Genomic DNA, 25,799 nt, shown 5'->3' with positions numbered 1-25,799 from the left:
GGCTAGCGATAGAGCGCGCAAGCGACAAGGTTGTTGACACTGTTATCCACCATGAAACGCGACGAGGTCGGCAAGTTTCTCCGCCGCATCGCCTATCACAATCCGGCAATGTCTCGTCCCCATTGACGCCCCATTCGAGGTCGATCAATGCATCCGTTCGAATCCGACTCAACGCGATGCGGCGGCAGCGCTTGGGTTTAGTTGGTAAGAAGGGATGGACATGACGGAAGAAGAACAGCGAAAAGCAAGGGAGCGTGAAGAGATCGCCGCACGCGTCGCCGCTTTTCGCGCGACTCAGGAAAAATTCAAACGCGAGCGAGAAGAATATTTTGTCTCGACGCTGGAGAACGCCCGCAAGGTCGAGCGGCCGTCGCTTTGGCCGTAAGGCCGTTGTGAATTGGACAAGCAAAAAGCCCGGAGCGCCGCTCCGGGCTTTTCGTTTTGGCGTTTGGTTTTACCAGTGACGCCAGTGATGGTGCCGGTAGTAGACCGGTCCGCCGTAGTAGGCGTAGGGACCCGCTCCGTAATAATAGCTCGGACCATAGTCATAGTAGCCCGGGCCATAATAATATGGATGGGACGCGGCGATCGCGCCCGCCGTGAGCGCGCCGGCTGCGAGACCGAACGCGAGACCCGGTCCAATGCCACGCCCGCGCGCCTCTGCCGGTCCCGCAATCGCGGTCGCGCCGACGGTCGCAACGGCGGCTAGAACTGCCAAAGTCTTTCTCATGCGCTTTCTCCTCCATCATTCCTGGAGGACCAACGCCTGCACCGTCCGATGGTTGCGGGGCCATCGACGCCAGCGAAACCCGGCCCCGTTCGAAAAAAATCGAGCCAAAAAAAAATCGAGCCAATATGGAACAAACGCGCTCGCCGGCGCATTTAGCATCCAAGTGCGGCAGCCTCCGCCATCCGGGTCGAGGCGAAAGCACGAAGACCCCGTCAGCATCCTCCGTGGTGTTGGCGGGGTTTTCAGTTTCAGGGCGCGGTGGCAGCAAAGGCGCCCCTTTGCCAATGGGGAGGGCACTTGAGGAGGTCCGTTTGCCGATATCCGCATTGCTGGCCCGCATCCGCAGGCTCATCCCCAGACGCCAGGATGAACACTATGAGGAGATCGTCCGCAGCTTCGGCGTCGGCGCCTTGCGTGCGCCACCGACTCCGATGAGCGACGGCGAGCTTGCCCGTGCGATCGCCGAGTTCCTGAAGGACTCGCCTTCGGCAACCTCGGTATCGAGTCTCGGGCGGCGGCTGGATCCATCCTCCGGGACCTGAGCAATTTTCTCGTCACGGTCCCGGAACAAGACTGTCGCTAGTGCGTTGGCTATCCCCGTTCGCGCAAAGAGGCGGCGATGCCCGCGTGGCTTGAAGTCCTGCTCAACCTGGTCGGCTACGCCGGATTCCTGGCGCTCGCCGCGCACAGTGCCTCGCGGGCCCGCGGCCCCGGCGATGACTCAAATCTACGATGACAGGATTCGAATGAGCGGTGGCGCACTCAGTGCGTCTGCGGCGGCTGCCCCGCCGTCCGCACCAGCCGGTCGGCCTTCACGAGCACGCGCGATCCGTCTTCCACCTGCGGACGCAGCGAAAAGCTGATCACCACGAAGGCCGCGCAGAACAGCGTGCCGACGACCGCGACACGACGAAAGGTCTGTCGGTCGGCCTGGTAGAAGGACGGCGTCGAAGGTGGCGTCATGGCCATCGTGTCTGGCTCTCGCGTTTGGCTTGCCTGCGAGACGACACCTATCGCAATGCGCCGCAACTGCAACGCGATCCGGCTTTTAACCTAACCGAATAGGGTTATCCGATCTGGTGCAAGCTTTCGTTAGGCTTTGCCGCGCGGCACTTTCCGGTGCGCGATCAGATGTCGGCGAGCCGCTTCAACGTCGCGCGAAAGCTCAGGCTGCGGTTGCCGCCGACCAGCACGGTGCCGAACACCTCCGCCTCCTTGTCGGTGAACGTTCCGGAGAACCCGCTGGTGACCTCCTGCCCGCCGAACAGAGGCCGGACGAAGGGATCGGCAAACGGGGTATGCTGGTTGGTGGCAAGCTCGCCCTTCCATGTGCCGTTGCCGACCGTGTACGAACCTTGCGACCAGAAGTACGGCCCGCCGCCGACCAGCACCCCATCGCGCAGCACCAGCACGCCACTGTCGCGGCCCTTCACGCCGTCGAGCATGTGGATGTGGATGGAGTAGAGCCCGTTTTTCATGGCAGCGGCGACGATACACCCTTGCCGGCCATAACGTCGAGCAGCGGCGTGAAGCGCGAGCCTGCCATGCAGCCGGTTGCACGCTCCTCCCCTGCCCTCGTCGCGCGTTTGCTGCTATGGAACGGCCGAACCAAGCCCGCCTCAGTCAAAGACCGCCTAGGGAGAAAAAGACCATGCGTTACCTCCACACCATGCTGCGCGTGCGCAATCTCGATGTCGCGCTGAAATTCTATCAGGATGCGCTGGGTCTGAAGGAGGTGCGGCGGATCGACAACGACAAGGGGCGCTTCACGCTGGTGTTCCTCTGCTCGGCGGACGATCTCGAAGCGCTGAAGAAGCAACCCTCGACGCGCGGCGCGCCGCTGGTCGAGCTCACCTACAATTGGGACGAGGAGAAGTATGGCGAGGATCGTTTCTTCGGCCATCTCGCCTATGAGGTCGACGATATCTACGCGACCTGCGAGAAGCTGATGAAGGCCGGCATCACCATCAACCGGCCGCCGCGCGACGGCAACATGGCGTTCGTCCGCTCGCCCGACCTGCACTCCATCGAGTTGCTCCAGAAGGGCGATCCGAAGCCGCCGCAGGAGCCGTGGCTGTCGATGCCGAACACCGGTCATTGGTAACAGCACACTCGTTCCACTTGGAACGAGCCCTGCCCGTCGGCGTTCTCTCCTCAACGAGGACATCTGGAGGAGGACGCGAATGGCGAGAGGGCTGTTGCTGTGGTTGCTTGGCGTGCCGATCCCGGTGATCATTCTGTTGTGGCTGTTTTTCGGCCACTGACGCTTGCCGGTTGTTGGACGTGTCTGAAAGCTCCGCCCCCGGCGGAGCTTTTTGCATGAGACGGCTTCGCGAACGCGGCTCGCGCGATGCGTGATACTCCGCTATCACCGGCAGCAAAGCATGAACGTGGGAGGAGCAACGTGCCGCAGCAAAAGCCGCCGCAACTGACGGTGTGGGGCCGCGCCAACTCGGTCAACGTGCAGAAGGTGCTGTGGTGCCTGACCGAACTTGATCTTGGCTTCGAGCGCATCGATGCCGGCATGCAGTTCGGCCGCACCCGCGAGGCCGACTACCTCGTGATGAACCCCAATTCGCGCATCCCGACGCTGGTCGACGGCGACTACGTGCTGTGGGAATCCAATTCCATCATGCGCTATCTCTGTCTCGCCTATCGTCAGGACACGCGGATCTATCCGCAAGCCGCGAAACGACGCGCCGGCGTCGACCGCTGGCTCGACTGGACGCTCTCGACGCTCCAGCCGGCCGATCGTCCCGTGTTCTGGGGCATCGTGCGCACGCCGCCGGCCGAGCGCGACATGGTGCAGGTCCAGAAGGACGCCAACGCGGCGGCCGAGGTCTGGTGCATCCTCGATCAGCAACTCGCGACACGCCGCTTCGTCGAGGGCGAGGACTTCACCATTGCCGATATCGCACTCGGTGCCTATGCGCGGCGCTGGCTCGGCGTCGAGGGCATCACGCGTCCGACGCTTTCGAATCTGAACCGCTGGTTCGCAGAGTTCGCGAGCCGGCCTGGCTTTGAAAGGTACGTCGCACCGCCGTTGTCGTGAAGGTTAGCGCCAGCCGCGCTCGACCAGCAGCACGCAGACGACCAGCACCAGCGTAACGGCGGCGGTCGCAAGCCGCGCAGTCCAGCTCATGCCGCGGCCGACCCACCAGAACAGCGCGCAATAGATCAGGACGGGAACGACGATGTCGAGCGAGAGCCCGTTCGCCGGTATGCGGCGCTAGCGCCGGCTCGAGGCGGCAACACCGATATCGAGCGCGCCGCCGATCTTCACGCAGCTTCCGGTACCCTCGACCTTGACGAAGCCCGGACCGTAGGCGGCGCAGCCATTGGCGCTCCCCGCGCCCTTGAGCGGCAGCACTTTGCCGGTCGGAGGCGACCGCTCCGATGTGGGCAGGCGCGCCGTCTCGGCACGAGCCGACGAGATTGCGAGGCAGCCGATGGCGATGATGGAGATGATGGAGAAAGCGCGCATGCCGCGTTGTAGCGCGGGCACGGTCCGGTTTCCATCCGGGCCGGCGCGGCCGCGCGTCAGATGAATTTGATCCCGGCGGACTTGCCGCGCCGCCAGACCACCTGGCAGCTCCGCCCGGTCCGGGCATCGCGCGCGAAGGCCAGCCGGATGACGCCGGGCAGTTGAGCCGCATCCTCGTCAAGCGTGATGCGGGCCCCCGAGGTGGAGATGTCAGCCACGAGGCAATGCCGCGCCGCGAACCCGCCGTCGAGCGTGATCCAGGCATGTTGGGACAGCAATTTACGTGCTGCCCGCTTCTTGGTTGCGGCCATCGGTTGGAAATCTCCTCTTCCAGAGCTAGCGCAGGGAACCCTAAGAAACCGTTGAAATTGCCTCCGAACTTTCCCGGGGGCAGGTTTCTCCGCCGGTCCCAAAAGACGTTCCCGAATGGCTTGCCCCACCGGCCAAAGGCCACTATACGTTCGCCCGCCTCAGGGCATTCCGGGCACGACTCGTTGGGCCCCGGCACGGCGCAAGTTTTGCTCCCTTCGTCTATCGGTTAGGACGCCACCCTTTCACGGTGGAGAGAGCGGTTCGATTCCGCTAGGGAGCGCCAGCAAAATCAAAGACTTACGAGTTCCCTCCTCCGCTATGTCCAACATCGGTCCAATATACGGGCATGGACTCGCGTGGCCGATCGAAGCCGGGAAGCCGAGCTGCGCGTTGGAGCGGACGTGTCTGGAATGGGCCGAAGGCTGCGAACTCGATCTCGCCCGCGATGCCCTGATCGCCATGTCACTGAACTACCGGACTGCGGCGGATGCGATCGCATGCACACGCGCTCGTTGATGACGCGCTGATGCCGCCCCTTGGCGCGGATCAGACTCTGACGAGGAGTCCGCCTTCAAGGGCTATGGAGATACCTCAGGGGTTACTCCCAGAGAGCATCTCATATTGCCACTTTTTCCCGGTAGAGTGATTTTGCGTGCGGCGGTGCGCAGGGAGGAACGGCTCCGGCGTGTCGGCCAGCCTCGCGCGTCGGGGCCGTTCTGCTTTGCAGGATTGGAGTGGCCCGGCTGGCGCAGGGCATCGAGCGCGAGGAAGAGCCATGAAATCCCCCGTCATGAAACGATCCATCGTCGTCGACAGCCACAAGACCAGCGTCAGCCTGGAAGAGGCCTTCTGGACCGGGTTGAAGGAGATTTCGAGCCTGCGCAACACGACGCTCTCGGATCTGGCCGGTGAGATCGACCGCAACCGCTTGCACGGCAATTTGTCGTCCGCGTTACGCTTGTTCGTCCTCGACCACTTTAAGCACCGCGCCGCGGCGACCCAGCTTGAGCAGAAAGTGCCGGCATCGCCCAGCCATCCCGCGGTGGGGCGTGAGTTCTGAAGCGGACCGAAGCCCGCGCCCTGTCCCGACCTCAATTCAGCTTCCGGGCGGAGCCTTGATCTGGCTCAATGTCCTGCCCCCGGTCAGGCGCCTGCTTCGAGATGGGCAATAGTCGGAGGCGCAACATGACGCGCGACCGAACACGAATGATCCATTTCCTGTCCTGGATACTGGCCGCGGGCGGCCTCCTGGTGCTCGTATCCATCTTGTAAGCCACCTGAGTGCGATCATGGTTAGCAGACGCGCAAATGAACGTTCCACTCGGACCAGCCAGGCCTTCATGGGCCTGATACTCGCCCTGATCTGGGCGCCCATCCTCTGGTTCATTGTGAAGCTGTTTCTAGCATTCCCGAAAGGATAGGCGCCCGCCGGCGTGAACTGCGGGCCGTGTTTCCACACCCACGACAAACAGTAGCTCGCGGCCACTCTGAGCCGCTAGGAATCGATAATTTGCGAGGTGCGCACGTCGGCGCTTTCATGCCGGCATGCGCAAGCCTGCCCGCCGCGAGAACCGTACACCGCCTGGTCACCGCCCGACCAAAATCACCTTCGGCGACATGCGCATGATGGGTGTGCGCGGCGTCTTGATCTACTGCTCCGACTACCGGTGCAGCCATTCGATCGCGCTCTCGGCCGATCGCTGGGCCGATGAGATACGGCTATCGGACATCGAGCCTCGCTTCGTTTGCTGGAAGTGCGGAAGGCGCGGCGCGGATGTCCGGCCGGACTTCAACTGGAATAAGCCGGTGGTCCCAGCTATCGGATACCGATGAAACTCACCGCAGAACGACCCCACGCCAACCCCGAAGCCGCCGCCCGCAAGCTAGCGCGTGTACTCATTAACGCGCGGAGGAGGGCTAAGCGCTCGGTCAAAGTATTACCAGTTTTGACCCGTAGAAGGCCTCTCAACTATTTGCTTTTCGTTGTTGTTTGAGCTTCCGACAAGCGGTCCATTTGTTCCGCTGTGCGCCTGTAATTTCCCACGATCTTCATAAGAGCATCACGTCTAGACGCCGTCTCTGCCGGTACGGCTAACTGTTCGGCCTCATCGGCTTTATCGCGAAATCGCTTCGCTTTTTCGGCGTAAGGACAAGGCATTCCTGCGTGGACGCCGCGCAGCTCGTCCAACGCAATCCGGGCATGGAGAGCAGCTTTTGGATGACCATTCTCGATCTCCTCCAGCGCCCAAGTCAAATACTGCACAGCAGCGTCAGGATTGTGCAAGCTGTCATCACCTCCATTTCCTGGCAGAGTGAGGTGCGCGATGGGCAGATGCCGCCAAAAGTGACATGGCCTGATGGAAAGTAAAGTGAACTATGTCGCGTTCTGGAAGTTTCGGGATGTCTGCTTTCGCGCCGTTATCAGGGCATAGCGGACGTCAAAACGGTGTCCTCGACTTATGAGTACACGCCCTAGTCGAGATCGCCGCCGGCATCGAAGCCGTCCAAGACGGCCGCATTCATATCGAGAAGATCAACGCCCCGTTCCTCTATACGCTGAAGGCCAGCGGCGAAGAGTTTGGCGCCGGCATCAATCATGCAATCGAACGCGGCTGGCTCGAGCTGCGCGAGAGGCGGGACCTATGTGCGGTTGCTGAAACCAGAAGTCGACTGACGTGGTCTCCGGTTTGAATCATCTCTCATGTAGGCGGAGAGGCGATCAAGCTGGGTCCCGAGACCGGCAAAACTTCGCGCGATATTCGTGAGCATGGCGGCACACTCTTTCGAGATTTCAGGCTGCCGAGCGCGGGATCTGTATTCGTCGGCAAGTGCTTGGCATTCTGCGGCTGTCAGCATGAAAGACTCCTGGACGCTTCAAGAACGCAACAAATGCTTGGAGATGCCCCGGTTCCTATTTTTCCCGATGAGCGATGTCCGGCTCTTAGCGACCCCTGGCGAAACAGGTCCGCGCCAGCCATCCTTTTGCAGCACACCGCGAGTTGAGTAAAATTGGCCTTTAGGGCAATCGAACCCGCCGGTCGGTGCACTTGTGAACACAGAGCTGGCCACGCTGCGCAATGCCGGCGAATACATTGCCGAGCTGCCGAAGGCCGTGCACGATCGCCCGGAATGGCAGGCCGCGATGGAGGCGCTGATCCTGGTCGCTGAGAAAGGCGGTCCGACGATGCTTGCTCGCATCGGCATTGTGCGAGCCTTGAACAGCGGTAAGAAGCGAGGCCCGGCATTGGAGGCAAATCCGAACCGGACCTCGCAGCCGCCAACCCCGCGGGGGAATCGACGACGACGACAGATTGCACGATAGGCTGACATACGCCTTACGCCCCGCCAGCGCGAGAACCGGCTCGGCAACGGTTGAATTGCCAGTGTGCTCCGCCCTCCATGCGCCGTTGATGGCGCCGTTGAGGGACGTGTACGTGACGGCCGCCCGCATGATCTCGGACGTCCGATCCTGCCCGCTTGATGGCATCGCGCATGAAGCCGCTGAAGCCGTCGACCGTGAACTGCTTCCCGAACTCGGTGGTGATGACGCAGACATGCTTGCGCGGCGTCGCCGCCAGCGCTTTTTGCAGATCCTCACTGATATCCACCCCGCGCTCGCGCCCTGGCGCTCCGCGCTGTGGATAAGCGGACGTCATGCGCCTGAGTGTGGCCGAAGGGCGACGGTGCTGGGTGCTCACTTCTACTACCCTAATCTGTGATTCAGAATGTCGACGGGGACTAAGATGCGACGCGACACTGACTTCGCTGCCGAACGAAAGCGGCTCCTCGAGCAGGCCGCTGCGGCGCGCCTGCGCGCACATTCGGTTGCCCCGGGCGCGGAGCGAGACCGACTGATACGCCAGGCTAGGACCTGCGAGATCGGCGCGAACGGAAATGCTCGACCGACGTCGGACGACGCCCGGCTCCCGAACTAACTTGCGGCGCCAAATCGAGAACGAGGCCGCGCTCGCAGTTGGCGGGTAAACGAAACGGGCCGCCATGGCGACCTGTCAGAAGTGCCGTCAAGCTAACTTCACACACGGTCGTCGAGAGGATCGCAAGCGCCTAGTGGCGGTCAGTGACCAAAATAACCGGCGCCGATTCCTGGACGGGCTTGCGATTGCCCTCATCGGAAGCAACACTCGTGGGCTGGGCCGCAGCGCCTTGTGAGGCCTCCTGCCGACGCATGAGCGACGCGCGCTGGGTGGCTGCAATCAAGGCGAAAAAGGAACTTTTCACAAATCCGCCGGTTTTCTTTTTGGGGCAGGCCGACCGGAGGTTTGCCATGCTCAAGGCACTCATTGTGGGAGCTATCGCCATCGGCCTAAGCGTCGCTCCAACAGCCACAAGCGCCATGTCGACGACCCACCAGACGACCCACAAAGTTCACCATGCAGGGAAGAAGATGGCGCCAGGCACGACGACCGGCATGTCGACTGGAACGACGACCGGAAATGCGGCCAGCGGTGCAAAGGCCAAGTCAGGATACTAAGGCCAGGTCAGGGTACCGCGCACAAGGGAGTGCGTGTCATGCGCCTTCAGACATTCAGGGACGACCACCACTCCAGACACTTCGACTTGATCGGTGGAAAACGACACCCCTGGTCAATTGATCTAGTCACCCTAACGGCGGCGAGCATCCTGGCGGCAGGCTTCACGTGTGCCCTCGTGGCTCTATGGCTCCGCTAGCGACGCGGAGTTGGCTCGAAAAAAATCTGAGGCGGGCGTGCCTGTATTGGAAGATGTCCCAGGCGCGGTAAGGTGCGCAGACGGCGCTTGAGGCGCCGCCTGCGTTGAGAGCGCGCGTTACTGAGGGGTGATGGTACCGATCGGGCCGTACCCTCCAGGGATGACCGGGCCGGCCCCCAAGAGCCCCAGCAAGGGCGGCGGGATGGGGATGGATGGCACAACGGCCGGGCCAGGGGTGAAATCCCTATAGATGCCACCGCTAACCTCATCGAGATCGCCGATGGATAGTTCGTGAAGTTCGTTGCTCATTCTCGCTCCTGCAATGGTTTAGGAAGAGAAGAGTGTGGCTCTCTTGGGTTCGTTCGCGCCGTGACCCACGTCACACCTAGGCGCCCGGAGGCCGAAAAGGAGCGCGACGGCGCGCGACGTTCCGCGGTCGTCATACCGGAGGTTCGCACGCGCGCGAGTGTGGACTCGCCTGTGTCCGGTCGAGACCGGGAAATCCCGAATGGGACCTTTGAGACGTCGTGAGCGTTGAGGTCTCCAAGCCAGGGCAGGATCGTGAACCCGGAGTTCCGGTCGTGAGTACGGTCCCTCTAGAACTTGAAAGGCGGTCCGCGCAGCGGTGGGCTGCCAGATTTGAACGGCCCATTTCACCAGCTCAGCAACAACGCCAGCCCGACAGCGACAGTCCGCAGGTTCTCGCTGCCCCAAAGCAAAAAAAGTCACCTGCCAAGATGAAGCTGCGACGCATGGCGAACCCGCCGGCCTAGGAGTTGGCGGGCAGTTTTTCGTTCACCGCCTGAGCTCCTCAATGATGTGCTGATCCCGCCCGATAGCCGCGGATCAGACTCCGGCCCTGGAGTGGCATCATGACGCAGAACTTCGTAATCGTGTGTGTCGTCGCTGCTTTGATTGTCATGGGCTTGCTTGCCTTCGTCCACGAGCGGCATGGAGAGTGCCTGCACGGGCGCCTGGTCAAAACCCATATGCCCTGCGGATCGGTCAGCCCGTCAATATAGGACGCGGAACCGAAGCGGCGCCGCCTGGAAAACGCGGGAACGTCGGGCCCTACTGCGCATTCAAACGGGATGAGGCAGCTAGCTTTCGGCCAGGCTGCTTTAGGCGGCTCGCTGATCCTCTTCGTCCTGTGGTTGGGACATCACGAGCAAGAGGCAGCCGTCGAGCGGCTGGAGCGCTACGAGTTCCCCCATACCGACCGGTGATCCGCCGGCTCGAGCGCGGCATCGCGGTGTGTGTCTCCGATGACCTCAGCTCGTCCCGGCGATCTCGTAAGGTTGCGCATCGGACAGTTCCGTCAACGGGGTCGCTCCCACATCGAAGTCTTTCTCTCCTTCGCCCGTGCGCTCGCAAGGGTTCTTTCGGACCTTGCATGCTCAAAGCAAGCATTAGCTCAAGGGCAGTGCGCCGCTGATCGTTGCAACCAGGACCGCACCTCTAGCGGGCAATTGTCTTTAAGGACAATTGCACGCTCTGGGTTTATCGTCTTGTATGAGCGTGCCTATCGGCAATCCGACAGGCCTCACAAGCAACGGTCCCGTAGTTGCCGGATCGTTGCTGGGGATTATGACCACAAATCACGGATGGCGTCGCGCGGGGACAAGGAGACGTGCACGACTTCATTGGCGATTGTGGCGTCGGCTTACAGTCAGGCTGGGGAGCTTGAATTTAAGCGTCATGCTGCTCGTGTGACGCAACGATTGTGTTTGCGTTCCAACCAAACGGGACGGCGCGCCTTTTTCATTTGCTTGTATCACCTCGGTGGGGAAAGCGATGAAGCATGGATTCGCGGCCGTCGGCGCTTGTTTATCGGACCCACAAGTCTGGAACGCCATAAAGCGTCGAGATCACCATTCGGTTGCGACCGTCGCGCTCCACCGACTGGTTCGTGATTTCGACTCGTATCGATTGCTACGCTATCGGCTGCTATCAACCGTTTCGTTAGCCGCCATTGTAACTGCCGTCGCCGCATTCGATGCGGGACTGTCGCCAGCGCTGGCGCAGTGCGCGGGTCCCGCGAGCAACACGATCTGTACGCTGGGCGGCAACCCCTATTCCGGCGGCATCAACGTCGATACCAATAACGGCCTGGGCGGCACCCCCATCGGCCTCACGCTTCTACCCGGCGTCAATGTCGTCATCCCCGCCGGCGCAGGCAGCGTTAACGCCGTGAACGCCGCTAACTCAACGGGCGTAACTTCGGGCAGTGCCAACATCACCATCACTACGGATGGTGTGACCATCAACAATACGGCCAACCCTCTTACGGCTAACAACACCGGATTGCGGATCCAGTCGAGCGGCGACGCGATCATCAGCGCAACGAACACCACGATTGACGTGGCCGGCACCGCAAGTGAGGACGCGATCGTTGCGTTCGCAATGCCAAACCTGACGGGGATCCCACATCTGGCGAGCGTAACCTGGAGCGGGGGGAGCCTAACCTCTAGCGGAACCGAGGCGACTGGCATCCAGGCCGATAACCGCGGAATAGGAAACGCCGCAATAGTTGCTTCCGGCAATATCACGGGCACGCCGGGTGTAGGTGGGGCCGGTTTTTACGGCTTGATCGCTCATGCCGGTGACTCCCTGCTTGTCCCGTCGGGAGCCGGCGATGCGTCGGTGACATACAGTAGTGGCACGATCAACGTGTTTGGAAACAAGCCTCGTGGCATCGTCGTATGGGCCGAGGGCGACGGCTCGGCATCGGTCACCACCAGTCCTGGCACCGTCATAACCGTCAGTGGCGCGAACCCCGGGGACGGCAGCCCTACTCAACCTGTGAAGGCGGGCATCGCTGTCCAGTTGGATTCGGCCACCGCAGCAAACGGACGGTCGCTAACTGCGACCGTAGCATCGACCATCATGAGCTTCGGGACCGCGGTCCCCGATTCGAATATTTTCAACGATCCCGTAGGTATCCGAACCATCAGTTACGCCGACGCGCCAACCACGGTGACCTACACCGGCCCCGGCATTACCACCCAGGGCGGTGGCGGCGCTGGCATCGTTGCCCTTTCCGGCAGTGGCAGCATCACCATCAATGCCACCGGGCCGATCGACACGACCAATAGCTCCAATGCTGTTGGCATATTGGCTGACAGTGGCACGATACTCGCTAGAAACAGCGGGCTACTCACCGATACCCAGACTTTGCACGGGCCGGTTGCGCGCTCCACAACGACAGGACATGTCGAGGTCAACGCGGCCAACGTATCGACGCCGGGACAGTTCGGTACCGCAATCAGCGCAACGAGCGGCAGCGGTGGCGTGACGGTCAACATCGCGCAAGGCGGATCGATCATGGGCGGCTGGCAGGCCGACCTGACCGGTGTCGGGCCGATTTGGGGCTTGCAGGCCACCGGTGTTTTCCTCAGCTCCGCAGGTGGGCTCGCGACCCTGACCAATGACGGGAGCATAAGCGCACTGTCTGATCGCGCCGTTGCCGGCGATCCGATCATCATCAACAACGGCACCATCACCGGTTTTGTCCAGCTCGCGGGCGTGAACGATGTCACCAACAACGGCATCTTCAACTTGCGCCATTTCGCCGACACCAATGGCGACGGAGTTCGCGACACGTTGCGTGTCGCGGTTTCAGATCTTGGTGGCAGTCCCAGTACCTTCACCAATAGCGGAACGTTGGCGTTGCTGGGCGGTCCTGGGGCGACCACCCTCGATGCCGCCGGCCAGTATTTGCCGCTGGGACTGAATTTCAATGCGATGGCGCTCGGCGGCCCCGTGCAGGGCCAGATTCTCGGGGCGACCAGCTTCACCAATTCCGGCATCATCGATCTGCAGGCCAATCCCGTTCCCGGTGACGTGTTGCTGATTTCGGGTGGCCATACGCCCGGCATGAGCGGTGGCGGTACATTCATCGCGAATGGCGGCCAGCTTCTGCTCGACACCGTGCTGAACGAGGGCGGCGCCAACTCGCACTCCGACGTGCTCGTGGTCGATGGCACCTCGCTTGGCGCTGGCGGTGCGACGCGGCTCTTTGCCAAGAATGCTGGCGGCGCTGGTGCGCTGACGGTCAACGACGGCATCCTGGTTGTGCAGGCACTTGATCCCGGCCGTTCAGCCGGCGGCGTCTTCACGCTCGGCGCGCCCGCCGTCGCCGGCCCTTACGAATACACCCTGTTCCTGGGCGGTGTCGGCGCCGATGCAGGAAACGGCAACTGGTACCTGCGCTCGACGCTGAACTGCACGCTGGCCCCGAACTTGCCAGAATGTCAGACACCGGTTCCGCCCATTCCACCGACGCCGACGACCCCAAACTTCCGCATCGAGACCTCGCTCTATGCGGCGATCCCGTCGATGGCGCTCCTGTATGGCCGCAATCTGCTCGATACGCTGCACGAGCGCGTCGGAGAGGAGTTCGATCCAAGCGCGGCCTCGGCCGGATACTACAAGGCTGCCCCGCTCACTCCCGGCTCACCGTATCTTGGCTGGGGTCGGATCATCGGCGTCAACGGTACGCAGCACGGCGACAGCCTCGGCGTGTTGAGTGGTGGCACCGGCGGTCCGCGCTTTGAATACCAATTCCTGGGGCTGCAGGCGGGCATGGATTTCCTCCGCCAAGACCGACCCGATGGTTCGCGCGATCACGCCGGTGGCTATTTCGCAATCGGCGGCAACCAGGGGCAGGTCACCCATTTCGACAGCAGAGAAGGCAATAGCGACTTCGCTGCCTACACGCTCGGCGGCTACTGGACTCATTTCGGGCCGACCGGCTGGTACCTTGATGCGATCCTGCAGGGCACCTTCTACGACATCAACTCGACGGCCAACCGCGGCCTGCCGACATTGAAGACTCAAGGCCAGGGTTTGGCCGCCTCACTCGAGGGCGGCTATCCCTTCAAATTCGCCGGCGGCTGGTTCATCGAACCGCAGGCGCAGCTGATCTATCAGAACATCAACATCCATGACGCCTCCGACATCGCGGCCCGGGTCCGCTTTGCCGACGTCGATTCGCTCGCCGCTCGAGTCGGCGCGAGGTTTGGTCGCACATGGGCGCTTGACGGGTTCGCGCAGCAGGCGATTACCGCCTGGATCCGGCCAAATCTCTGGAATGAATTCCGCGGCAACCCGGTCACATCGTTCTCTTCGGAAACCGGCTTCATTCCGTTCTTTGCTGATCTCGGCGGTCTCTGGGGCGAGATCAATGTCGGCGTCAGCGCGCAGGTGAGATCGAATACGACGCTCTATGCCAACGCGTCCTACCAGAGCCGGTTTGACGGCGGCGGATTCGCCTACACCGGCAAGGCCGGATTGCGGGTAAATTGGTGACGAAGGTTGCCATCTTCGAAATCAGCACGGCTCCCTGGCGAGGGAAAGGAACGCCTTCGCGTTGGGGACGTGCAAAAAAGCTACTAGAAAGCAGTGGAATTTGCTTTCCCAGTACGCTTACTAACCCATTGATTTTGAATGGAACATCGACGCCACTAGGCAGCCCTAGCGTCGGACTTGCTGAAACCAACGTATAGCTATCGGAGTACCGCAAATTCCGGCCTATCAGTCGGCATGAGGAACGAAACCATCTGGATCATCGTCCCCGCTATCGGTTTCGCCATTTTTTTGGCGACGATCGTCCTGCTCATCGGCCGGTGATGCCAAGGCTCCGGCCGCCAAACCGTGATCTCGTCCGGACTGTCTCAGATCTGAAAATGTATTAGAGTTCGACGAGAGGATATTTCATGCCGCTTTCCGTCGATCACGTCCGTCTTCGTCCGGTCGAACCGCGCCATGCAGCGGCCTTCTGTTTCGCGCTGCTGACCGCCTCATCCGCGCTTGCGAGCTTTGCGCTCGCCTGCACGACGCCCTTTGCGGCGTTCGCGGTCATTGCCGCGGCGGCACTGCCGCAACGCCCGGCGCTGCTTGTCATCACCGGTGCGTGGCTCGTCAACCAAACCATCGGATTCGCCGCGCTTCACTATCCGATCGATGCAAGCACGATGGCCTGGGGTGGTGCGATCGGCGCCGCCGCGCTGGCTGCGACCGCGGCAGCATCGGCCGTGCTCCAACATCTCTCCTTGAAGAGCACGCCGCTCGTGCTCGCCATTGCCCTGCTGTGCGCCTACGGCGCGTACGAGCTCACGCTGTTCGCTGTCACGCCTCTCCTTGGCGGAGCCGGTGCCTTCACGACGTCGGTCGTGGCGCGCCTCGGACTGCTCAACATCGCGTGGCTGATCGGCCTCCTTGCCACCTGCGAAATCGTTCGACTGATCGCCTCTGTCCATCGCGATCATGCGCTTTCGCGTTGAAGGACCATGGAGCGGCCTCGGACGCGCGAGCAACCTCGACAGCTGGCTGATCTCGCCCTGGCCGGCCGCCTGCGCCGTCCCGCCTTAACCGCGTTCGACTGATCGCCTTGTCTTGGCCCAAATTGCCGAGGCAAACTGCTGGCGACCGTGCCTTGTGCGCGGCCTTCGCTGTCATTGCTCGCTTGCGATCGGAGACCGAATGGCTGTCAACAAGATCACCTGGGAACGCGTTGGCCGGGTCACCGAGCCCGGACGCTACATGTACACGTTCGGCTGGCTGACGATCACGGAGGGGGACATCCAGGTCTGGCAGCAATACCCAGACGCTGCCTTCACGCTCCTGGCGCAAGTGCCGTCGGCCGATGCGGTCGGCGATGAATTCCATCTCGGCGCGTTCGACATCGCTCCCGACGCTCAACCAGCTTCCGATGGCGGATATGCGGGTGCGGCGACAGGCGGGCTTCACTAGTAGCGTGTCTGCCCCAGGTGCAGGGCGCCGCGGGGAACAGATGGCTTAGGTGTTGCTTTGTCAGGGGCATGAACCATCTTGCCGCTCCCGATCAGGCCTTCCTGTTGCGGCTCATCGTCGTCTTCCTGGGCTCTTGTTTTGTGCGGCTCTTCTGGCAGCTCGAGCAGGCCCGCGCACACCGCAACCAACCGCCGCAGCGGCGATAGGCGCTTGAGGGCGCCCACCGGCTGCCCGGTTTTCGCGATTTCGCTTATGGACACGCGGTCCGAACGCGCGCATCGTGGAGCTAAGAAACGCTCTGAATCCATTGATTTTTCTGACTAATCACCGCTCACGCGCGCCGTTCTTGATGTAGAAATCGAGCGGAGATGGTTATGCGTTTGATCGCGCAGGCCTTTCGATCGAGATGCCGAGCATGGATGAACGGCAGCTGTCGGGATCGTTAAGCGTTGCGACAGCAGACGCATGACACATCGTCGCATCGCTTCAAGTGGATAAGCTGACCGAGGGAACCTATTGTCCAGCCGATGATGACACTGCTTGAAGCATTGCCGACCGTAATCGGGACGGCCGCCGTCGCACCGGCTTTGTTGATGCTCTGGCTCGTCATCGCGGCCGAGGAGCGTCCCGGCCCGCCGGCCCAGGTCTGGACCGCCTTCCTGCTCGGTGCGGCCAGCATTTCGCTGCTGGGGCTCGCCCGCGCGCCGTTCGCCAAGATGGTCGCAGCCCCCGACGATCCCTGGGCCGCGCTGGCCATGCATTCGATCTTCGGCGTGGCGCTGCCGGAGGAAGCGGTGAAGGTCATCGCCATCGTTCTGGTGTCCTCGACCAAGCGGCGGACCTTTGCCAATCCGATGGACACGGTGGTCTATGGCGCCGCCGTCGGGCTCGGCTTTGCCGCCTACGAAAACCTCGCCTATCTCGTGCAACATGCCGACATGTGGCGTTCGCTCGCGGCCCTGCGCAGCGTGCTCACGGTGCCCTTCCACGGCGCACTCGGCATCATTGCCGGAGCCTATCTCGCCATCGCCCGCTCGGGCACAGCGCTCGGCGCGCACCGCCATCATCGCGACTGGGCGCGTTTCTCGAGCCGCGTGCTGATGCTGATGGGCCCGCTCGCACTGCATGCGAGCTTCGATTTTCCGCTGCTGACCTTGCAGCGGATGCCCGACCTCGATCCGAATGTGCGGATGTGGCTCGGCGCGGCGAGCCTTCTGATCGGATTCAGCTCGATCGCTTTCGCGATCCGCCTGGTGCGGCGCGTCGCGCGCCACCACGCACCGCGCACCGAGGTTGCGCGCGAGCGCCTCAGCCAGCTTCGGCGCATGTGGGCGCTGCTGGTGATCGGCGGCGGCGTCGGCTTTGTCGGCCTCGCCTTCGTGCTGACCTCGATCCATCACTGGCTGGTCAACCCCGATCACAACGTGACGCTGGTGCTGATCCCCATCGGTCTGACCTCGATCCTGCTCGGTATCGCCCTACTGGTTGTCACAACGGCGATCTACGTTCTCGGCCGCAACCGCATCCGCACCAGCGCGGAAGGGTTTTCATCCGCTCCCTGAGGCGGGTGGTCACGGCGGAACGCGCAGACTAGAGTGAACTGCAAGGTCCTTCAGGCTTGGAGGCTTCCATGACGTCGCCCGAGGAATTTGCGCGCCTGCAGTCCGCCATGAGCCGAGCGGTCAAGGCGCATTGGAAAGCCTTCCTGTTCGAAGGCATCCTGCTTGTCATTCTCGGCATCGCCGCGCTGATCTTGCCGCCGCTCGCAAGCCTCGCGATCACGATCTTCCTCGGCTGGATGTTCCTGATCAGCGGCATCGGCGGGCTGGTTGTGACCTTCTGGGCGCGCAACATGCCGGGCTTCTGGTGGTCGCTGATCTCGGCGGCGCTGGCCGTGCTCGCCGGCATGGTCCTGCTGGCGCGGCCGATGCAGGCGGTGCTGACGCTGACGATCGTGCTCGGGGCGTATTTCCTCGCCGAGGGCGTCGCCACAATCATGTATGCGCTGGAGCATCGCCGCGAGCTGACCGGCCGCTGGTCGTGGCTCCTGATCTCCGGCCTCGTCGACATCGTGATCTCGTTCCTGGTCATCACGGGCCTGCCGAGCTCGGCGGAATGGGCGATCGGTATCCTCGTCGGGATCAACCTCCTGTTCGGCGGCGCCACGCTGATCGGCATCTCGCTTGCGGCACGCAACAGCAACACTTGAGCGGCGCGTTGGCTCCCCCTTGTTTGGGGGGTGACAAGCCCCAAATGCTGCGCTATAGAGCGCGCCATGATCACCTTCGCCACCAGCTATTTTTGGTACTTTAGCTACGACAGCTCGCTGGCGGCGGGAGGATCGCGCTCAATCTGACACATTGCAGCAAGACATCCGAACAGCCGCCAGACCTGGCGGCTTTTTTATTGGCCGGCAGGTTCTCTAACAACAGGAGCCCGCCGTGCTGAGCACGACCGACGATCTTCGTATCCGCGAACTGAAAGAGCTGAGCACGCCGGAAGAGGTGATGCGGGAAATCCCGCGCACGCTCACCGCAACCCGCGTGGTGATGGCGGCGCGCAACGCGATCCACGCCATCCTCAATGGCCAGGACGACCGCCTTCTGGTCGTCGTCGGCCCCTGCTCCGTGCACGATCCCGAGGCCGCGATCGACTACGCCGAGAAGCTCGCACGCCTGCGCGAGGATCTCGCCGACCAGCTCGAGGTCGTGATGCGGGTCTATTTCGAGAAGCCGCGCACCACCGTCGGCTGGAAGGGTCTGATCAACGATCCCGACCTCGATGGCAGCTTCGACATCAACAAGGGCCTGCGGCTTGCACGCAACGTGCTGTCCGCGGTGAACAATCTGGGCCTGCCGGCAGGCGCTGAATTTCTCGACATGACGACGCCGCAATACATCGCCGACCTCGTGTCCTGGGCCGCGATCGGCGCGCGCACGACTGAAAGCCAGATCCATCGCGAGCTGGCGTCGGGGCTGTCCTGCCCGGTCGGCTTCAAGAACGGCACCGACGGTAATGTCCGCATCGCTGCGGACGCGGTGAAGTCAGCCGCCCATCCGCACCATTTCATGGCGGTGACCAAGCGCGGCCGCTCGGCGATCGCGTCGACCGCGGGCAACGAGGACTGTCACATCATCCTGCGCGGCGGCAGCAAGCCGAACTATGACGCAGCGAGCGTTGCAGCGGCCTGCACCGAGCTCGCCAAGTCCGGCGTCGGGCCCCGCCTGATGGTGGATGCGAGCCACGCCAATTCGAGCAAGAAGCCGGAGAACCAGCCGCTCGTCACCGCCGACATCGCCGGCCAGATCGCAGGTGGCGAGAGCCGCATCATGGGTGTGATGATCGAGAGCAACCTCGTCGCCGGCCGCCAGGACGTGGTGCCGGGCAAGCCGCTCACTTACGGCCAGAGCATCACCGATGGCTGCATCGACTGGACGACGACGGCGAGCGTGCTCAAGCAGCTCGCCGACGCGGTCGAAATCCGGCGGAACACGCAGCGCTCCGGAGTCCATGAGCGCTCGGCGTAGACGAGGACCTCCCGGGCGGGGCGAGCTGTCACGCCCTGCCCGCGGAGAATAACCTAACACCCGCGGCAGATGCTCTTGATCTTCTTGTCGAGCGCCTGGTTTTCCTTGCTCAGGGGATCAGTGGGATCGCTGAGGTTCTTCTCGTTCGGCACGTCCGAGGCGCGCGGCTGGCGATGACCGACCGGCGCTGGCAGCACCGAGCCCGAGGTCGCCCCTCCCGATGAAGCCCCCTTGCTGCCGGTCTGGGCGATGGCCGCGCCATCGAGCAAGACCAGAAGCGACAGGGCCACGACGATTTTTCTCATTCTGCTCCTCCATCCCGAAACGTCGGCTCGTCCTTGCCTCCACCCGCTCAGCTCTCAGGCGGATAAAGATGAACGTCGCCGCAATAGTCGACGATACGATAGCGCGTTTCCGTTGCCGCATCACCTTTGGCGGGTGCGGTATTTTGCACCGCCAACACGTAATTCGGGCCAACGGGCGATTTGCCGGCGCCGCCGGGAAGATCGAGCACGAATTCCGGCTGGCACAGCCCCGACACCCGGCCGCGCAGCGCGCGCATCAATTCCTGCCCCTCCGCGAGCGTGGTGCGCAGATGCGCAGTGCCAGGCGCGAGATCGCCATGATGCAGGTAGTAAGGCTTGATCCGGCATTCGACGAAAGCGCGCATCAAGTCCGACAGAGCGGAGACGTTGTCATTGACCCCGCGCAGCAGCACGGACTGGCTCACCATGGGAATGCCGGCATCAACGAGGCGGGCGCAAACGGCGCGCGCCTTGTCCGTAAGCTCGCGGGCGTGGTTGGCGTGCAGTGCGACCCAGGTCGTGGCGCCCTTCACCTTCAAGGCGGCGACCATCTCGTCGCTGACACGATCGGGATCGGCCACCGGCACGCGGGTGTGCAGGCGGATGATCTTGACGTGATCGATCCCGGCGAGATCGGCCATGATCTCGCCCATCCGCCGCGGCGACAGCATCAGGGGATCGCCGCCGGTGAGGATTACCTCCCAGATCTGACTGTGCGCGCGGATATACGCGATCGCTGCGCGATAGGCGCTCTCCGACAGCGCGTTCTCCTTGCCGGGGCCGACCATCTCGCGGCGGAAGCAGAAGCGGCAATACACTGCGCAGACATGCACGAGCTTGAACAGCACCCGGTCGGGATAGCGATGCACGATGCCCGGGACCGGCGACCAGGCGTGATCGCCGATCGGGTCGGCATCTTCGCCCGGCTGCACCTCGAGTTCCGCAGCATTCGGAACGAATTGCCGCGCGATGGGATCATCGGAATCGGAGCTGTCGATCAGGCCGACGAGCTCGGGCGTGATCGCGACCGCGTAGCGCGAGGCGACGCGCTCGAGCGCCGCGAGTTCGGAGGCCGGCGCGAGGCCGTGCTCTACGAGCTCGGCCGGCTCGCGCAAGGTGCGTGCAAGATTGGTCTTCTTCATGTCTCACCTTGAGGCGGCGTCCATACCACCTGATCAATCCGTAATGCGCCGCTCGCCAGCATCACCAGCCGGTCGAAGCCGAGCGCCACGCCGCTCGCCTCCGGCATTTGGCCGACGGCGGCGAGAAAGTCCTCGTCCAGCGGATAGGCCTCGCCATAGCGCCGCTGCTTCTCTGCCATCGACAGTTGAAAGCGCCGGCGTTGCTCGTCGGCATCGGTCAATTCGCCAAAGCCGTTAGCAAGCTCCACCCCGCAGGCATAGACCTCGAACCGCTCGGCCACCCGTGGATCGTCCGCCTTCGCCCGTGCGAGCGCTGCCTCGGGAGATGGGTATTCGAACAAAATGGTCAAACGCCCCTGCCCCAGATGCGGCTCGACATGCTCGACCAGGACCTTGCTGAAGATGTCCGACCAGGTGTCGTCCTCCGTGACCCTTACCTTCAGCCCTGCAGCAGCGGCGAGCGCATCGCGGTCGCCCTCGTCGCCCGAAATCGTCGACAGCAGGTCGATGCCTGCAAACTGCTCGAAAGCATGGGCAACCGTCAAAACCTCCGGCTCCGCAAAGGGGTCGGCGGTTCGGCCACGGAACGAGAACTGGCCGATCCCGGTCGCCTGCGCGGCTTGGGCGATCACCACGATGCAGTCGGCCATGATGGCGTCGTAGGGAGCGCCTGCGCGGTACCATTCCAGCATGGTGAATTCGGGCAGATGCAGGTCGCCCCGCTCCCGGTCGCGAAACACCCGCGCCAGCTCGAAAATTCGCGGCTCCCCGGCCGCGAGCAGCTTCTTGCAGGCGAATTCCGGCGAAGTCCGCAAATACCGCGTCACCCGGCTGCCGTCAGGGCGCATGATCCCGGTCCGGGGCGCGTGCAGATGGGTCTCATTGCCCGGCGAGACCTGCAAAACCGAGGTTTCCACCTCGACAAAGCCCTGCTCGGCGAAGAAGGCCCGGACGGCCGCCGTGATCGCCGCCCTTGCCTGGAGGAATGGTCGCCGGTCGAGGTGGCGATTGGGCGTCCAGAACGGGCTGCTTTGCTTGTCCCCAACCATTACCGGATCATCCCGGGGGGCAGCAAAACACTGGCATCCAACGGCAAAATCAGTATGTTGCGGCCCGAAACGGGCGCAGTGGCCCCATTTGAGGCCCCAAGTCCCCCCGAAATCAGACCATGTCCTGGCCGGTGCCGGGCCAAGCAAGCAGGAAATACAGCTTTGAGAGTCATCGCCAGTTCTATTCGCAAGGGCAACGTGATCGAGCAAGACGGCAAGCTTTACGTCGTCGTGACCGCCGAGAACATCCATCCCGGAAAGGGCACCCCGGTCAGCCAGATCGAAATGCGCCGAATCAGCGACGGGGTAAAGATCTCCGAGCGCTACAAGACGACCGACCAGGTCGAGAAGGTCACGATCGAGGAGCGGAACTACACCTTCCTCTATGAGGATGGTGACGGCTACCACTTCATGAATCCCGAGACCTATGACCAGGTCCAGGTTTCCAAGGACATCGTCGGCAACTCGGCCGCCTATCTCCAGGAGAGCATGACCGTCAAGCTGTCCATGCACGACGCCAATCCGGTGTCGATCGCGCTGCCGCAGCGCGTGACGCTGGAAGTGGTCGAGACCGAGCCCGTGACCAAGGGCCAGACCGCTTCCTCCTCCTACAAGCCCGCGGTGCTCTCCAACGGCGTCCGCACCACCGTGCCGCCGCACATCTCGGTTGGCACCCGCGTCGTGGTGATGACGGAAGACGGTTCTTACGCCGAGCGAGCCAAGGACTAGGCAAAGCAACCAAGCGGTCGGAACGGGCAAGTTCGCCGGGGGGCGAGACAACAGTGGGCAGGCACAGGTTCCGCTTCGTCTCGTCTCTTGTGGGGTTGCTTACGCTTTTGGTCGCCGGCTCTGCGCCGCTGTCGGCGGACGAATTCCGCACCCCCTCGCTCACGGCCCTGCGCGTCGACTGGCGCGTAGCGCTCGACCAGCTCCGCAGCGAAATCAACGCGCATCCCGCCATCGCCGGTGACTTCGTGTTCACACAGCGGCGTTCGGTCGGCCGCTTCGATCCCCGCGCGCTGCCGGCGCTGGTGCAACTGAACGGGGTTTCCTCGCAGTTCTTCTCAGGTATCGCGCGCAGCTCGGTTCCGGTGCTGCTGCCCTTCGATGCCGCCGCCTATCTCGACGCGCAGCGCAGCAGCGCGCCGGCGAACCTGTCGCTTGCCCGCTACCAGTCCGACTTCGGCCCGGCCGACGTGTTCGATGCGGGCCATGCCGGCTACGACGCCGTCTTCTCACTCGAGCCGGGCGCCGGCGAAGGCCTGCCGCAACGCGTGTTCGCAAAGCCGGTGGAGATCCAGATCACCGGTTCCGCGCTGATCTACGATCTTGCCGATCCCGCCGGCGGCAAGGGCGAACCGGTCAAGTCGCTATCCGGCCAATATCCGGATCTGCGCCGTTTCATCCGCGAAGGCTATGTGCGCTACGCCTTCAGCCGCTTCGGCGCCGCCTATGTCGTGTCGATCCAGTGTCTCGACAGCGTCGCCAAACCGCGGCGGCTCGCCTGCAAGGAAGCCTATCCGGTTGCCGAGCGTTTCCTCAAGGCGCTGCATGTGGCGGGCGGGCAGCGCTTGCGTCCGCTGACGGACGTCGCTTCCGAAATGGTCGATCGGCCCTCGGGGCGATCGGCGGATTTCGGCTACCGGCCGAGCGGCGACATCATTCCCAACACCGGCTACCGCAAACAGGCGGGCCATCCCGACGTCATGGCCTACGCGCAGATTCGCTTTCCGCTGGCGAAGGCGCCCGCCTTCGTCCGCTCGCAATCCTACAGCAAGCGCGACAAGACGGACGGGCCGACCGCCTATCCCTGGCGCGATAATTTTTGCGAGTCCCGCAGTTTCGAGGTCTGGCAGTGCCCGGGCGGCTACGGCCACCAGGGCGAGGACATCCGCGCCGCCGATTGCCCGGCAAATGCTGACGCCGGCGAACGCTGCGACCCCAAGCAGCAGAGCGTGGTCGCCGTGCGCGACGCGACCGTGATCCGCGGGCCGAAGGACCAGGCGGCGACGCTCCAGGTCAACAGCCGCACCGAGCACATCCGCTTCCGCTACATGCACATGAACCCGTCCGTGATGAACGCAGACGGTCTCGTCAACGGCCGCATGGTCAGCGAAGGTGAGAAGATCGGCGTGATCTCCAATTATCTCGACCATCCCGGCGGCACCTCGCTTCACCTGCATTTCGACGTCCAGGTGTTCACCCGCGAGGGCTGGATCTGGGTCAACCCCTACGTCACCCTCGTCTCCGCCTACGAACGCCTGATCCGCGGCCGCGGCCGCGAGTTCGGCCCGGAGGTCGCCGGCGCGGCGCAACCCCTCGCGCATGCCCTACCCGAGGACGTCGTCAAGCCAGACCAGCGCGAAGGCTCAGGCAGCGAAGAGAATTGAGGCGAGCGCGGCCGTCGACAGACGGCGTTTGCTCCACCTCAGCAGCGTCGCTGCGAGCGACCCGGACCTGGCGCCCTTCAGGCTCCGCCCTATCTGGCCTCAGAATTGCTTGGGTGCTGGGGGCGCAGCGACCAATGCGCGAGCGCCGTATTGAAAACGGAATAAGGGAAGCACATGCGTTTTTGGACCACGGCGGCCATGCTGGCCGTCGCGTTCGCCGTCCCTGCCGATGCGCAGGAACTGAGCGGCACGTTGAAGAAGATCAAGGACACCGGCGCGATCACGCTCGGGGTGCGCGACGCCGCACCGCCTTTCAGCTACATCGACGACCACCAGAAGACCGTCGGCTACGCGATCGACATCTGCATGAAGATCGTCGACGAGATCAAGGCCGAGCTCAAGCTGGACAAGCTCGATGTCAACGAAACCGTCGTCACCTCGTCGAACCGCATTCCGCTGATGGCCAACGGTACCGTCGATCTCGAATGCGGATCGACGACCAACAATGCCGAGCGCCAGAAGCAGGTGTCCTTCACCAACACGCATTTCCTCACGGCCAGCCGCTTCGTGTCCAAGAAGGCGCAGAAGCTTGACCAGATCGACGATCTCAAGGGCAAGACCGTCGTCTCGGTCTCTGGTTCGACCAACCTGGTCCAGCTCAACAAGGCCAATGCCGCCCGCTCGCTCGGCATCACCGTGATGAATGCCAAGGACACCCCCGAAGCGTTCCTGATGGTCGAGACCGACCGTGCCCAGGCCTTCGTCATGGACGACGTCCAACTCGCGACCATGATAGCGTCCTCGAAGGACCCCTCGCTCTACGCCATCAGTTCCGGTGCCTTCTCCGATCCGGAGCCCTACGGCATCATGCTGCGCAAGGACGATGTGCCATTCAAGACGGTCGTCGATCGTGCGACTGCCAAGCTCTACAAGAGCACCGAGATCGAGAAGATCTACAACAAATGGTTCATAGAGCCGGTGCCGCCGCGCGGCCTGAACTTCCACGTCCCGATGCCGGCCTCGATGAAGAAGGCCTTCGCGAACCCGTCCGACAATCCCGATCCTGCTTCGTACGGAGGTTGATCGCCACACGGTCGATCGAAACCGGACATGTTCTCCGCTCACGTGTCCCCGGTCGCGTTGCGTCCGGGGGCACCAAGGATCCCGTTGCCGATGCGCGATGCAGAGAACCGCGACAGTCGCATTGCATCAATGGCCCACACGAAGCTGCCCGATCCCGGCCAGCGTTGACGCCGGCATTCAATTTGTGCGACGCGCCGCGCGTTGAGCCTCCTGTCCCGGAGAACGTCGATGGCACGCAAAATGCTTTTCAGTTGAGATGTTCGCAATCTTCATCATCGTCGGCATTTTCAGCGCGGGAATGGCCGCAGGCTACGGCATCCGAGATGCGATCTCCC

30 protein-coding genes and 1 tRNA gene are annotated in these 25,799 nt (G+C 62.9%); 20 read left to right on the top strand and 11 right to left on the bottom strand.

The genetic code is table 11. From position 1 onward, the window contains the following. Nucleotides 1-220: 220 nt before the first annotated feature. On the top strand, nucleotides 221-385 hold the full coding sequence (locus tag NLN62_RS40075) for a hypothetical protein (RefSeq protein ID WP_198031950.1): 165 nt from the start codon (nucleotides 221-223) through the stop codon (nucleotides 383-385). 69 nt (nucleotides 386-454) lie between these two features. On the opposite strand, the gene NLN62_RS40070 is transcribed toward NLN62_RS40075, so the two are convergent. Continuing rightward, a complete protein-coding gene (locus NLN62_RS40070) occupies nucleotides 455-730 on the bottom strand; it encodes a hypothetical protein (RefSeq protein WP_254112340.1) in 276 nt (91 codons plus the stop codon). Between the two features lie 311 nt (nucleotides 731-1,041). On the opposite strand from NLN62_RS40070, the gene NLN62_RS40065 reads away from it, so the two are divergent. Continuing rightward, entirely contained in the window at nucleotides 1,042-1,272 is a 231-nt protein-coding gene (locus NLN62_RS40065; protein WP_254112339.1) for a hypothetical protein, read from the top strand. A gap of 220 nt (nucleotides 1,273-1,492) precedes the next feature. Here NLN62_RS40065 and NLN62_RS40060 read toward each other — a convergent pair whose 3' ends face one another. Both NLN62_RS40060 and NLN62_RS40055 read right to left on the bottom strand, forming a co-directional pair. Continuing rightward, nucleotides 1,493-1,693 carry a hypothetical protein gene (locus NLN62_RS40060; protein ID WP_027527728.1) on the bottom strand — a complete coding sequence of 67 codons (201 nt, stop codon included), beginning with the start codon at nucleotides 1,691-1,693 and terminating at the stop codon, nucleotides 1,493-1,495. 164 nt (nucleotides 1,694-1,857) lie between these two features. Further along, a complete protein-coding gene (locus tag NLN62_RS40055; RefSeq protein ID WP_027527729.1) occupies nucleotides 1,858-2,208 on the bottom strand; it encodes a GrlR family regulatory protein in 351 nt (116 codons plus the stop codon). A 173-nt stretch (nucleotides 2,209-2,381) separates the two neighbouring features. On the opposite strand from NLN62_RS40055, the gene NLN62_RS40050 reads away from it, so the two are divergent. After that, the gene (locus NLN62_RS40050) at nucleotides 2,382-2,834 is read left to right on the top strand and encodes a VOC family protein (RefSeq protein WP_027527730.1); all 453 of its coding nucleotides are present in this window, start codon (nucleotides 2,382-2,384) and stop codon (nucleotides 2,832-2,834) included. A 300-nt stretch (nucleotides 2,835-3,134) separates the two neighbouring features. Then, complete coding sequence (locus NLN62_RS40045) at nucleotides 3,135-3,782, top strand: glutathione S-transferase family protein (protein WP_254112338.1); 648 nt, start codon at nucleotides 3,135-3,137, stop codon at nucleotides 3,780-3,782. Between the two features lie 177 nt (nucleotides 3,783-3,959). Here NLN62_RS40045 and NLN62_RS40040 read toward each other — a convergent pair whose 3' ends face one another. Together NLN62_RS40040 and NLN62_RS40035 are read right to left on the bottom strand one after the other, a co-directional pair. Next, nucleotides 3,960-4,235, bottom strand: a complete 276-nt coding sequence (locus NLN62_RS40040) for a hypothetical protein (protein ID WP_371933075.1) — start codon at nucleotides 4,233-4,235, stop codon at nucleotides 3,960-3,962. A gap of 35 nt (nucleotides 4,236-4,270) precedes the next feature. Continuing rightward, nucleotides 4,271-4,525 carry a PilZ domain-containing protein gene (locus tag NLN62_RS40035; RefSeq protein WP_027527733.1) on the bottom strand — a complete coding sequence of 85 codons (255 nt, stop codon included), beginning with the start codon at nucleotides 4,523-4,525 and terminating at the stop codon, nucleotides 4,271-4,273. A 209-nt stretch (nucleotides 4,526-4,734) separates the two neighbouring features. On the opposite strand from NLN62_RS40035, the gene NLN62_RS40030 reads away from it, so the two are divergent. From NLN62_RS40030 to NLN62_RS40020, 3 genes are all read left to right on the top strand, one after another. Next, a tRNA-Glu gene (locus NLN62_RS40030) sits at nucleotides 4,735-4,809 on the top strand. 492 nt (nucleotides 4,810-5,301) lie between these two features. Then, nucleotides 5,302-5,586 carry a ribbon-helix-helix domain-containing protein gene (locus NLN62_RS40025; protein ID WP_027527734.1) on the top strand — a complete coding sequence of 95 codons (285 nt, stop codon included), beginning with the start codon at nucleotides 5,302-5,304 and terminating at the stop codon, nucleotides 5,584-5,586. 485 nt (nucleotides 5,587-6,071) lie between these two features. Further along, entirely contained in the window at nucleotides 6,072-6,359 is a 288-nt protein-coding gene (locus tag NLN62_RS40020) for a hypothetical protein (RefSeq protein WP_254112337.1), read from the top strand. 136 nt (nucleotides 6,360-6,495) lie between these two features. Here NLN62_RS40020 and NLN62_RS40015 read toward each other — a convergent pair whose 3' ends face one another. Both NLN62_RS40015 and NLN62_RS53735 read right to left on the bottom strand, forming a co-directional pair. Continuing rightward, complete coding sequence (locus tag NLN62_RS40015) at nucleotides 6,496-6,810, bottom strand: hypothetical protein (RefSeq protein ID WP_156944863.1); 315 nt, start codon at nucleotides 6,808-6,810, stop codon at nucleotides 6,496-6,498. Between the two features lie 188 nt (nucleotides 6,811-6,998). After that, nucleotides 6,999-7,124: a hypothetical protein gene (locus tag NLN62_RS53735; RefSeq protein ID WP_371933074.1), complete on the bottom strand. Its 126-nt coding sequence runs from the start codon at nucleotides 7,122-7,124 to the stop codon at nucleotides 6,999-7,001. A gap of 451 nt (nucleotides 7,125-7,575) precedes the next feature. Here NLN62_RS53735 and NLN62_RS40005 point away from each other — a divergent pair, with 451 nt between their 5' ends. The 7 genes from NLN62_RS40005 (at nucleotide 7,576) to NLN62_RS39975 (ending at nucleotide 15,968) form a co-directional block, all read left to right on the top strand. After that, the gene (locus NLN62_RS40005; protein ID WP_254112336.1) at nucleotides 7,576-7,848 is read left to right on the top strand and encodes a hypothetical protein; all 273 of its coding nucleotides are present in this window, start codon (nucleotides 7,576-7,578) and stop codon (nucleotides 7,846-7,848) included. Between the two features lie 112 nt (nucleotides 7,849-7,960). Continuing rightward, a complete protein-coding gene (locus tag NLN62_RS40000) occupies nucleotides 7,961-8,245 on the top strand; it encodes a hypothetical protein (protein ID WP_254112335.1) in 285 nt (94 codons plus the stop codon). Nucleotides 8,246-8,712: 467 nt separating this feature from the next. Then, entirely contained in the window at nucleotides 8,713-9,018 is a 306-nt protein-coding gene (locus NLN62_RS39995) for a hypothetical protein (RefSeq protein ID WP_254112334.1), read from the top strand. A gap of 1,069 nt (nucleotides 9,019-10,087) precedes the next feature. After that, a complete protein-coding gene (locus tag NLN62_RS39990; RefSeq protein ID WP_156944471.1) occupies nucleotides 10,088-10,237 on the top strand; it encodes a hypothetical protein in 150 nt (49 codons plus the stop codon). Nucleotides 10,238-10,997: 760 nt separating this feature from the next. Beyond that, a complete protein-coding gene (locus NLN62_RS39985) occupies nucleotides 10,998-14,525 on the top strand; it encodes an autotransporter outer membrane beta-barrel domain-containing protein (protein ID WP_254112333.1) in 3,528 nt (1,175 codons plus the stop codon). Nucleotides 14,526-14,932: 407 nt separating this feature from the next. Beyond that, the gene (locus tag NLN62_RS39980) at nucleotides 14,933-15,499 is read left to right on the top strand and encodes a hypothetical protein (protein WP_254112332.1); all 567 of its coding nucleotides are present in this window, start codon (nucleotides 14,933-14,935) and stop codon (nucleotides 15,497-15,499) included. 199 nt (nucleotides 15,500-15,698) lie between these two features. Further along, complete coding sequence (locus tag NLN62_RS39975) at nucleotides 15,699-15,968, top strand: hypothetical protein (RefSeq protein ID WP_254112331.1); 270 nt, start codon at nucleotides 15,699-15,701, stop codon at nucleotides 15,966-15,968. Here the strand turns inward: NLN62_RS39975 and NLN62_RS39970 are convergent. Beyond that, nucleotides 15,965-16,276 carry a hypothetical protein gene (locus tag NLN62_RS39970; protein WP_254112330.1) on the bottom strand — a complete coding sequence of 104 codons (312 nt, stop codon included), beginning with the start codon at nucleotides 16,274-16,276 and terminating at the stop codon, nucleotides 15,965-15,967. The two genes, NLN62_RS39975 and NLN62_RS39970, sit on opposite strands and share 4 nt — an antisense overlap. A 222-nt stretch (nucleotides 16,277-16,498) precedes the next feature. Between NLN62_RS39970 and NLN62_RS39965 the strand changes: the two genes are divergently transcribed. From NLN62_RS39965 to NLN62_RS39955, 3 genes are all read left to right on the top strand, one after another. Beyond that, entirely contained in the window at nucleotides 16,499-17,530 is a 1,032-nt protein-coding gene (locus tag NLN62_RS39965) for a PrsW family intramembrane metalloprotease (RefSeq protein ID WP_027524647.1), read from the top strand. A gap of 68 nt (nucleotides 17,531-17,598) precedes the next feature. Continuing rightward, complete coding sequence (locus NLN62_RS39960; protein WP_254112329.1) at nucleotides 17,599-18,177, top strand: HdeD family acid-resistance protein; 579 nt, start codon at nucleotides 17,599-17,601, stop codon at nucleotides 18,175-18,177. Between the two features lie 232 nt (nucleotides 18,178-18,409). Continuing rightward, nucleotides 18,410-19,495, top strand: a complete 1,086-nt coding sequence (locus NLN62_RS39955; protein WP_256576056.1) for a 3-deoxy-7-phosphoheptulonate synthase — start codon at nucleotides 18,410-18,412, stop codon at nucleotides 19,493-19,495. Nucleotides 19,496-19,548: 53 nt separating this feature from the next. On the opposite strand, the gene NLN62_RS39950 is transcribed toward NLN62_RS39955, so the two are convergent. From NLN62_RS39950 to epmA, 3 genes are read right to left on the bottom strand one after another with little or no spacing between them, the layout of a single operon-like run. Continuing rightward, complete coding sequence (locus tag NLN62_RS39950) at nucleotides 19,549-19,800, bottom strand: hypothetical protein (RefSeq protein ID WP_027524644.1); 252 nt, start codon at nucleotides 19,798-19,800, stop codon at nucleotides 19,549-19,551. Between the two features lie 47 nt (nucleotides 19,801-19,847). Continuing rightward, the gene (locus NLN62_RS39945) at nucleotides 19,848-20,942 is read right to left on the bottom strand and encodes a lysine-2,3-aminomutase-like protein (protein ID WP_254112328.1); all 1,095 of its coding nucleotides are present in this window, start codon (nucleotides 20,940-20,942) and stop codon (nucleotides 19,848-19,850) included. Continuing rightward, nucleotides 20,939-21,991, bottom strand: coding sequence for an EF-P lysine aminoacylase EpmA (epmA, locus tag NLN62_RS39940; RefSeq protein WP_254113830.1), 1,053 nt, complete (start codon nucleotides 21,989-21,991; stop codon nucleotides 20,939-20,941). The genes NLN62_RS39945 and epmA overlap by 4 nt, the downstream gene beginning before the upstream one ends. Before the next feature lie 162 nt (nucleotides 21,992-22,153). Here epmA and efp point away from each other — a divergent pair, with 162 nt between their 5' ends. From efp to NLN62_RS39925, 3 genes are all read left to right on the top strand, one after another. After that, a complete protein-coding gene (gene efp / locus NLN62_RS39935) occupies nucleotides 22,154-22,720 on the top strand; it encodes an elongation factor P (protein WP_027524641.1) in 567 nt (188 codons plus the stop codon). A gap of 53 nt (nucleotides 22,721-22,773) precedes the next feature. Then, on the top strand, nucleotides 22,774-24,381 hold the full coding sequence (locus NLN62_RS39930) for a M23 family peptidase (protein WP_254112327.1): 1,608 nt from the start codon (nucleotides 22,774-22,776) through the stop codon (nucleotides 24,379-24,381). A gap of 174 nt (nucleotides 24,382-24,555) precedes the next feature. After that, nucleotides 24,556-25,464: an amino acid ABC transporter substrate-binding protein gene (locus NLN62_RS39925; RefSeq protein WP_254112326.1), complete on the top strand. Its 909-nt coding sequence runs from the start codon at nucleotides 24,556-24,558 to the stop codon at nucleotides 25,462-25,464. The last annotated feature ends 335 nt before the right edge of the window (nucleotides 25,465-25,799 follow it).

Source organism: Bradyrhizobium sp. CCGUVB23, from assembly GCF_024199885.1.
Classification (GTDB): Bacteria; Pseudomonadota; Alphaproteobacteria; order Rhizobiales; family Xanthobacteraceae; genus Bradyrhizobium.
This window is presented reverse-complemented; position numbering and strand designations above follow the sequence as displayed.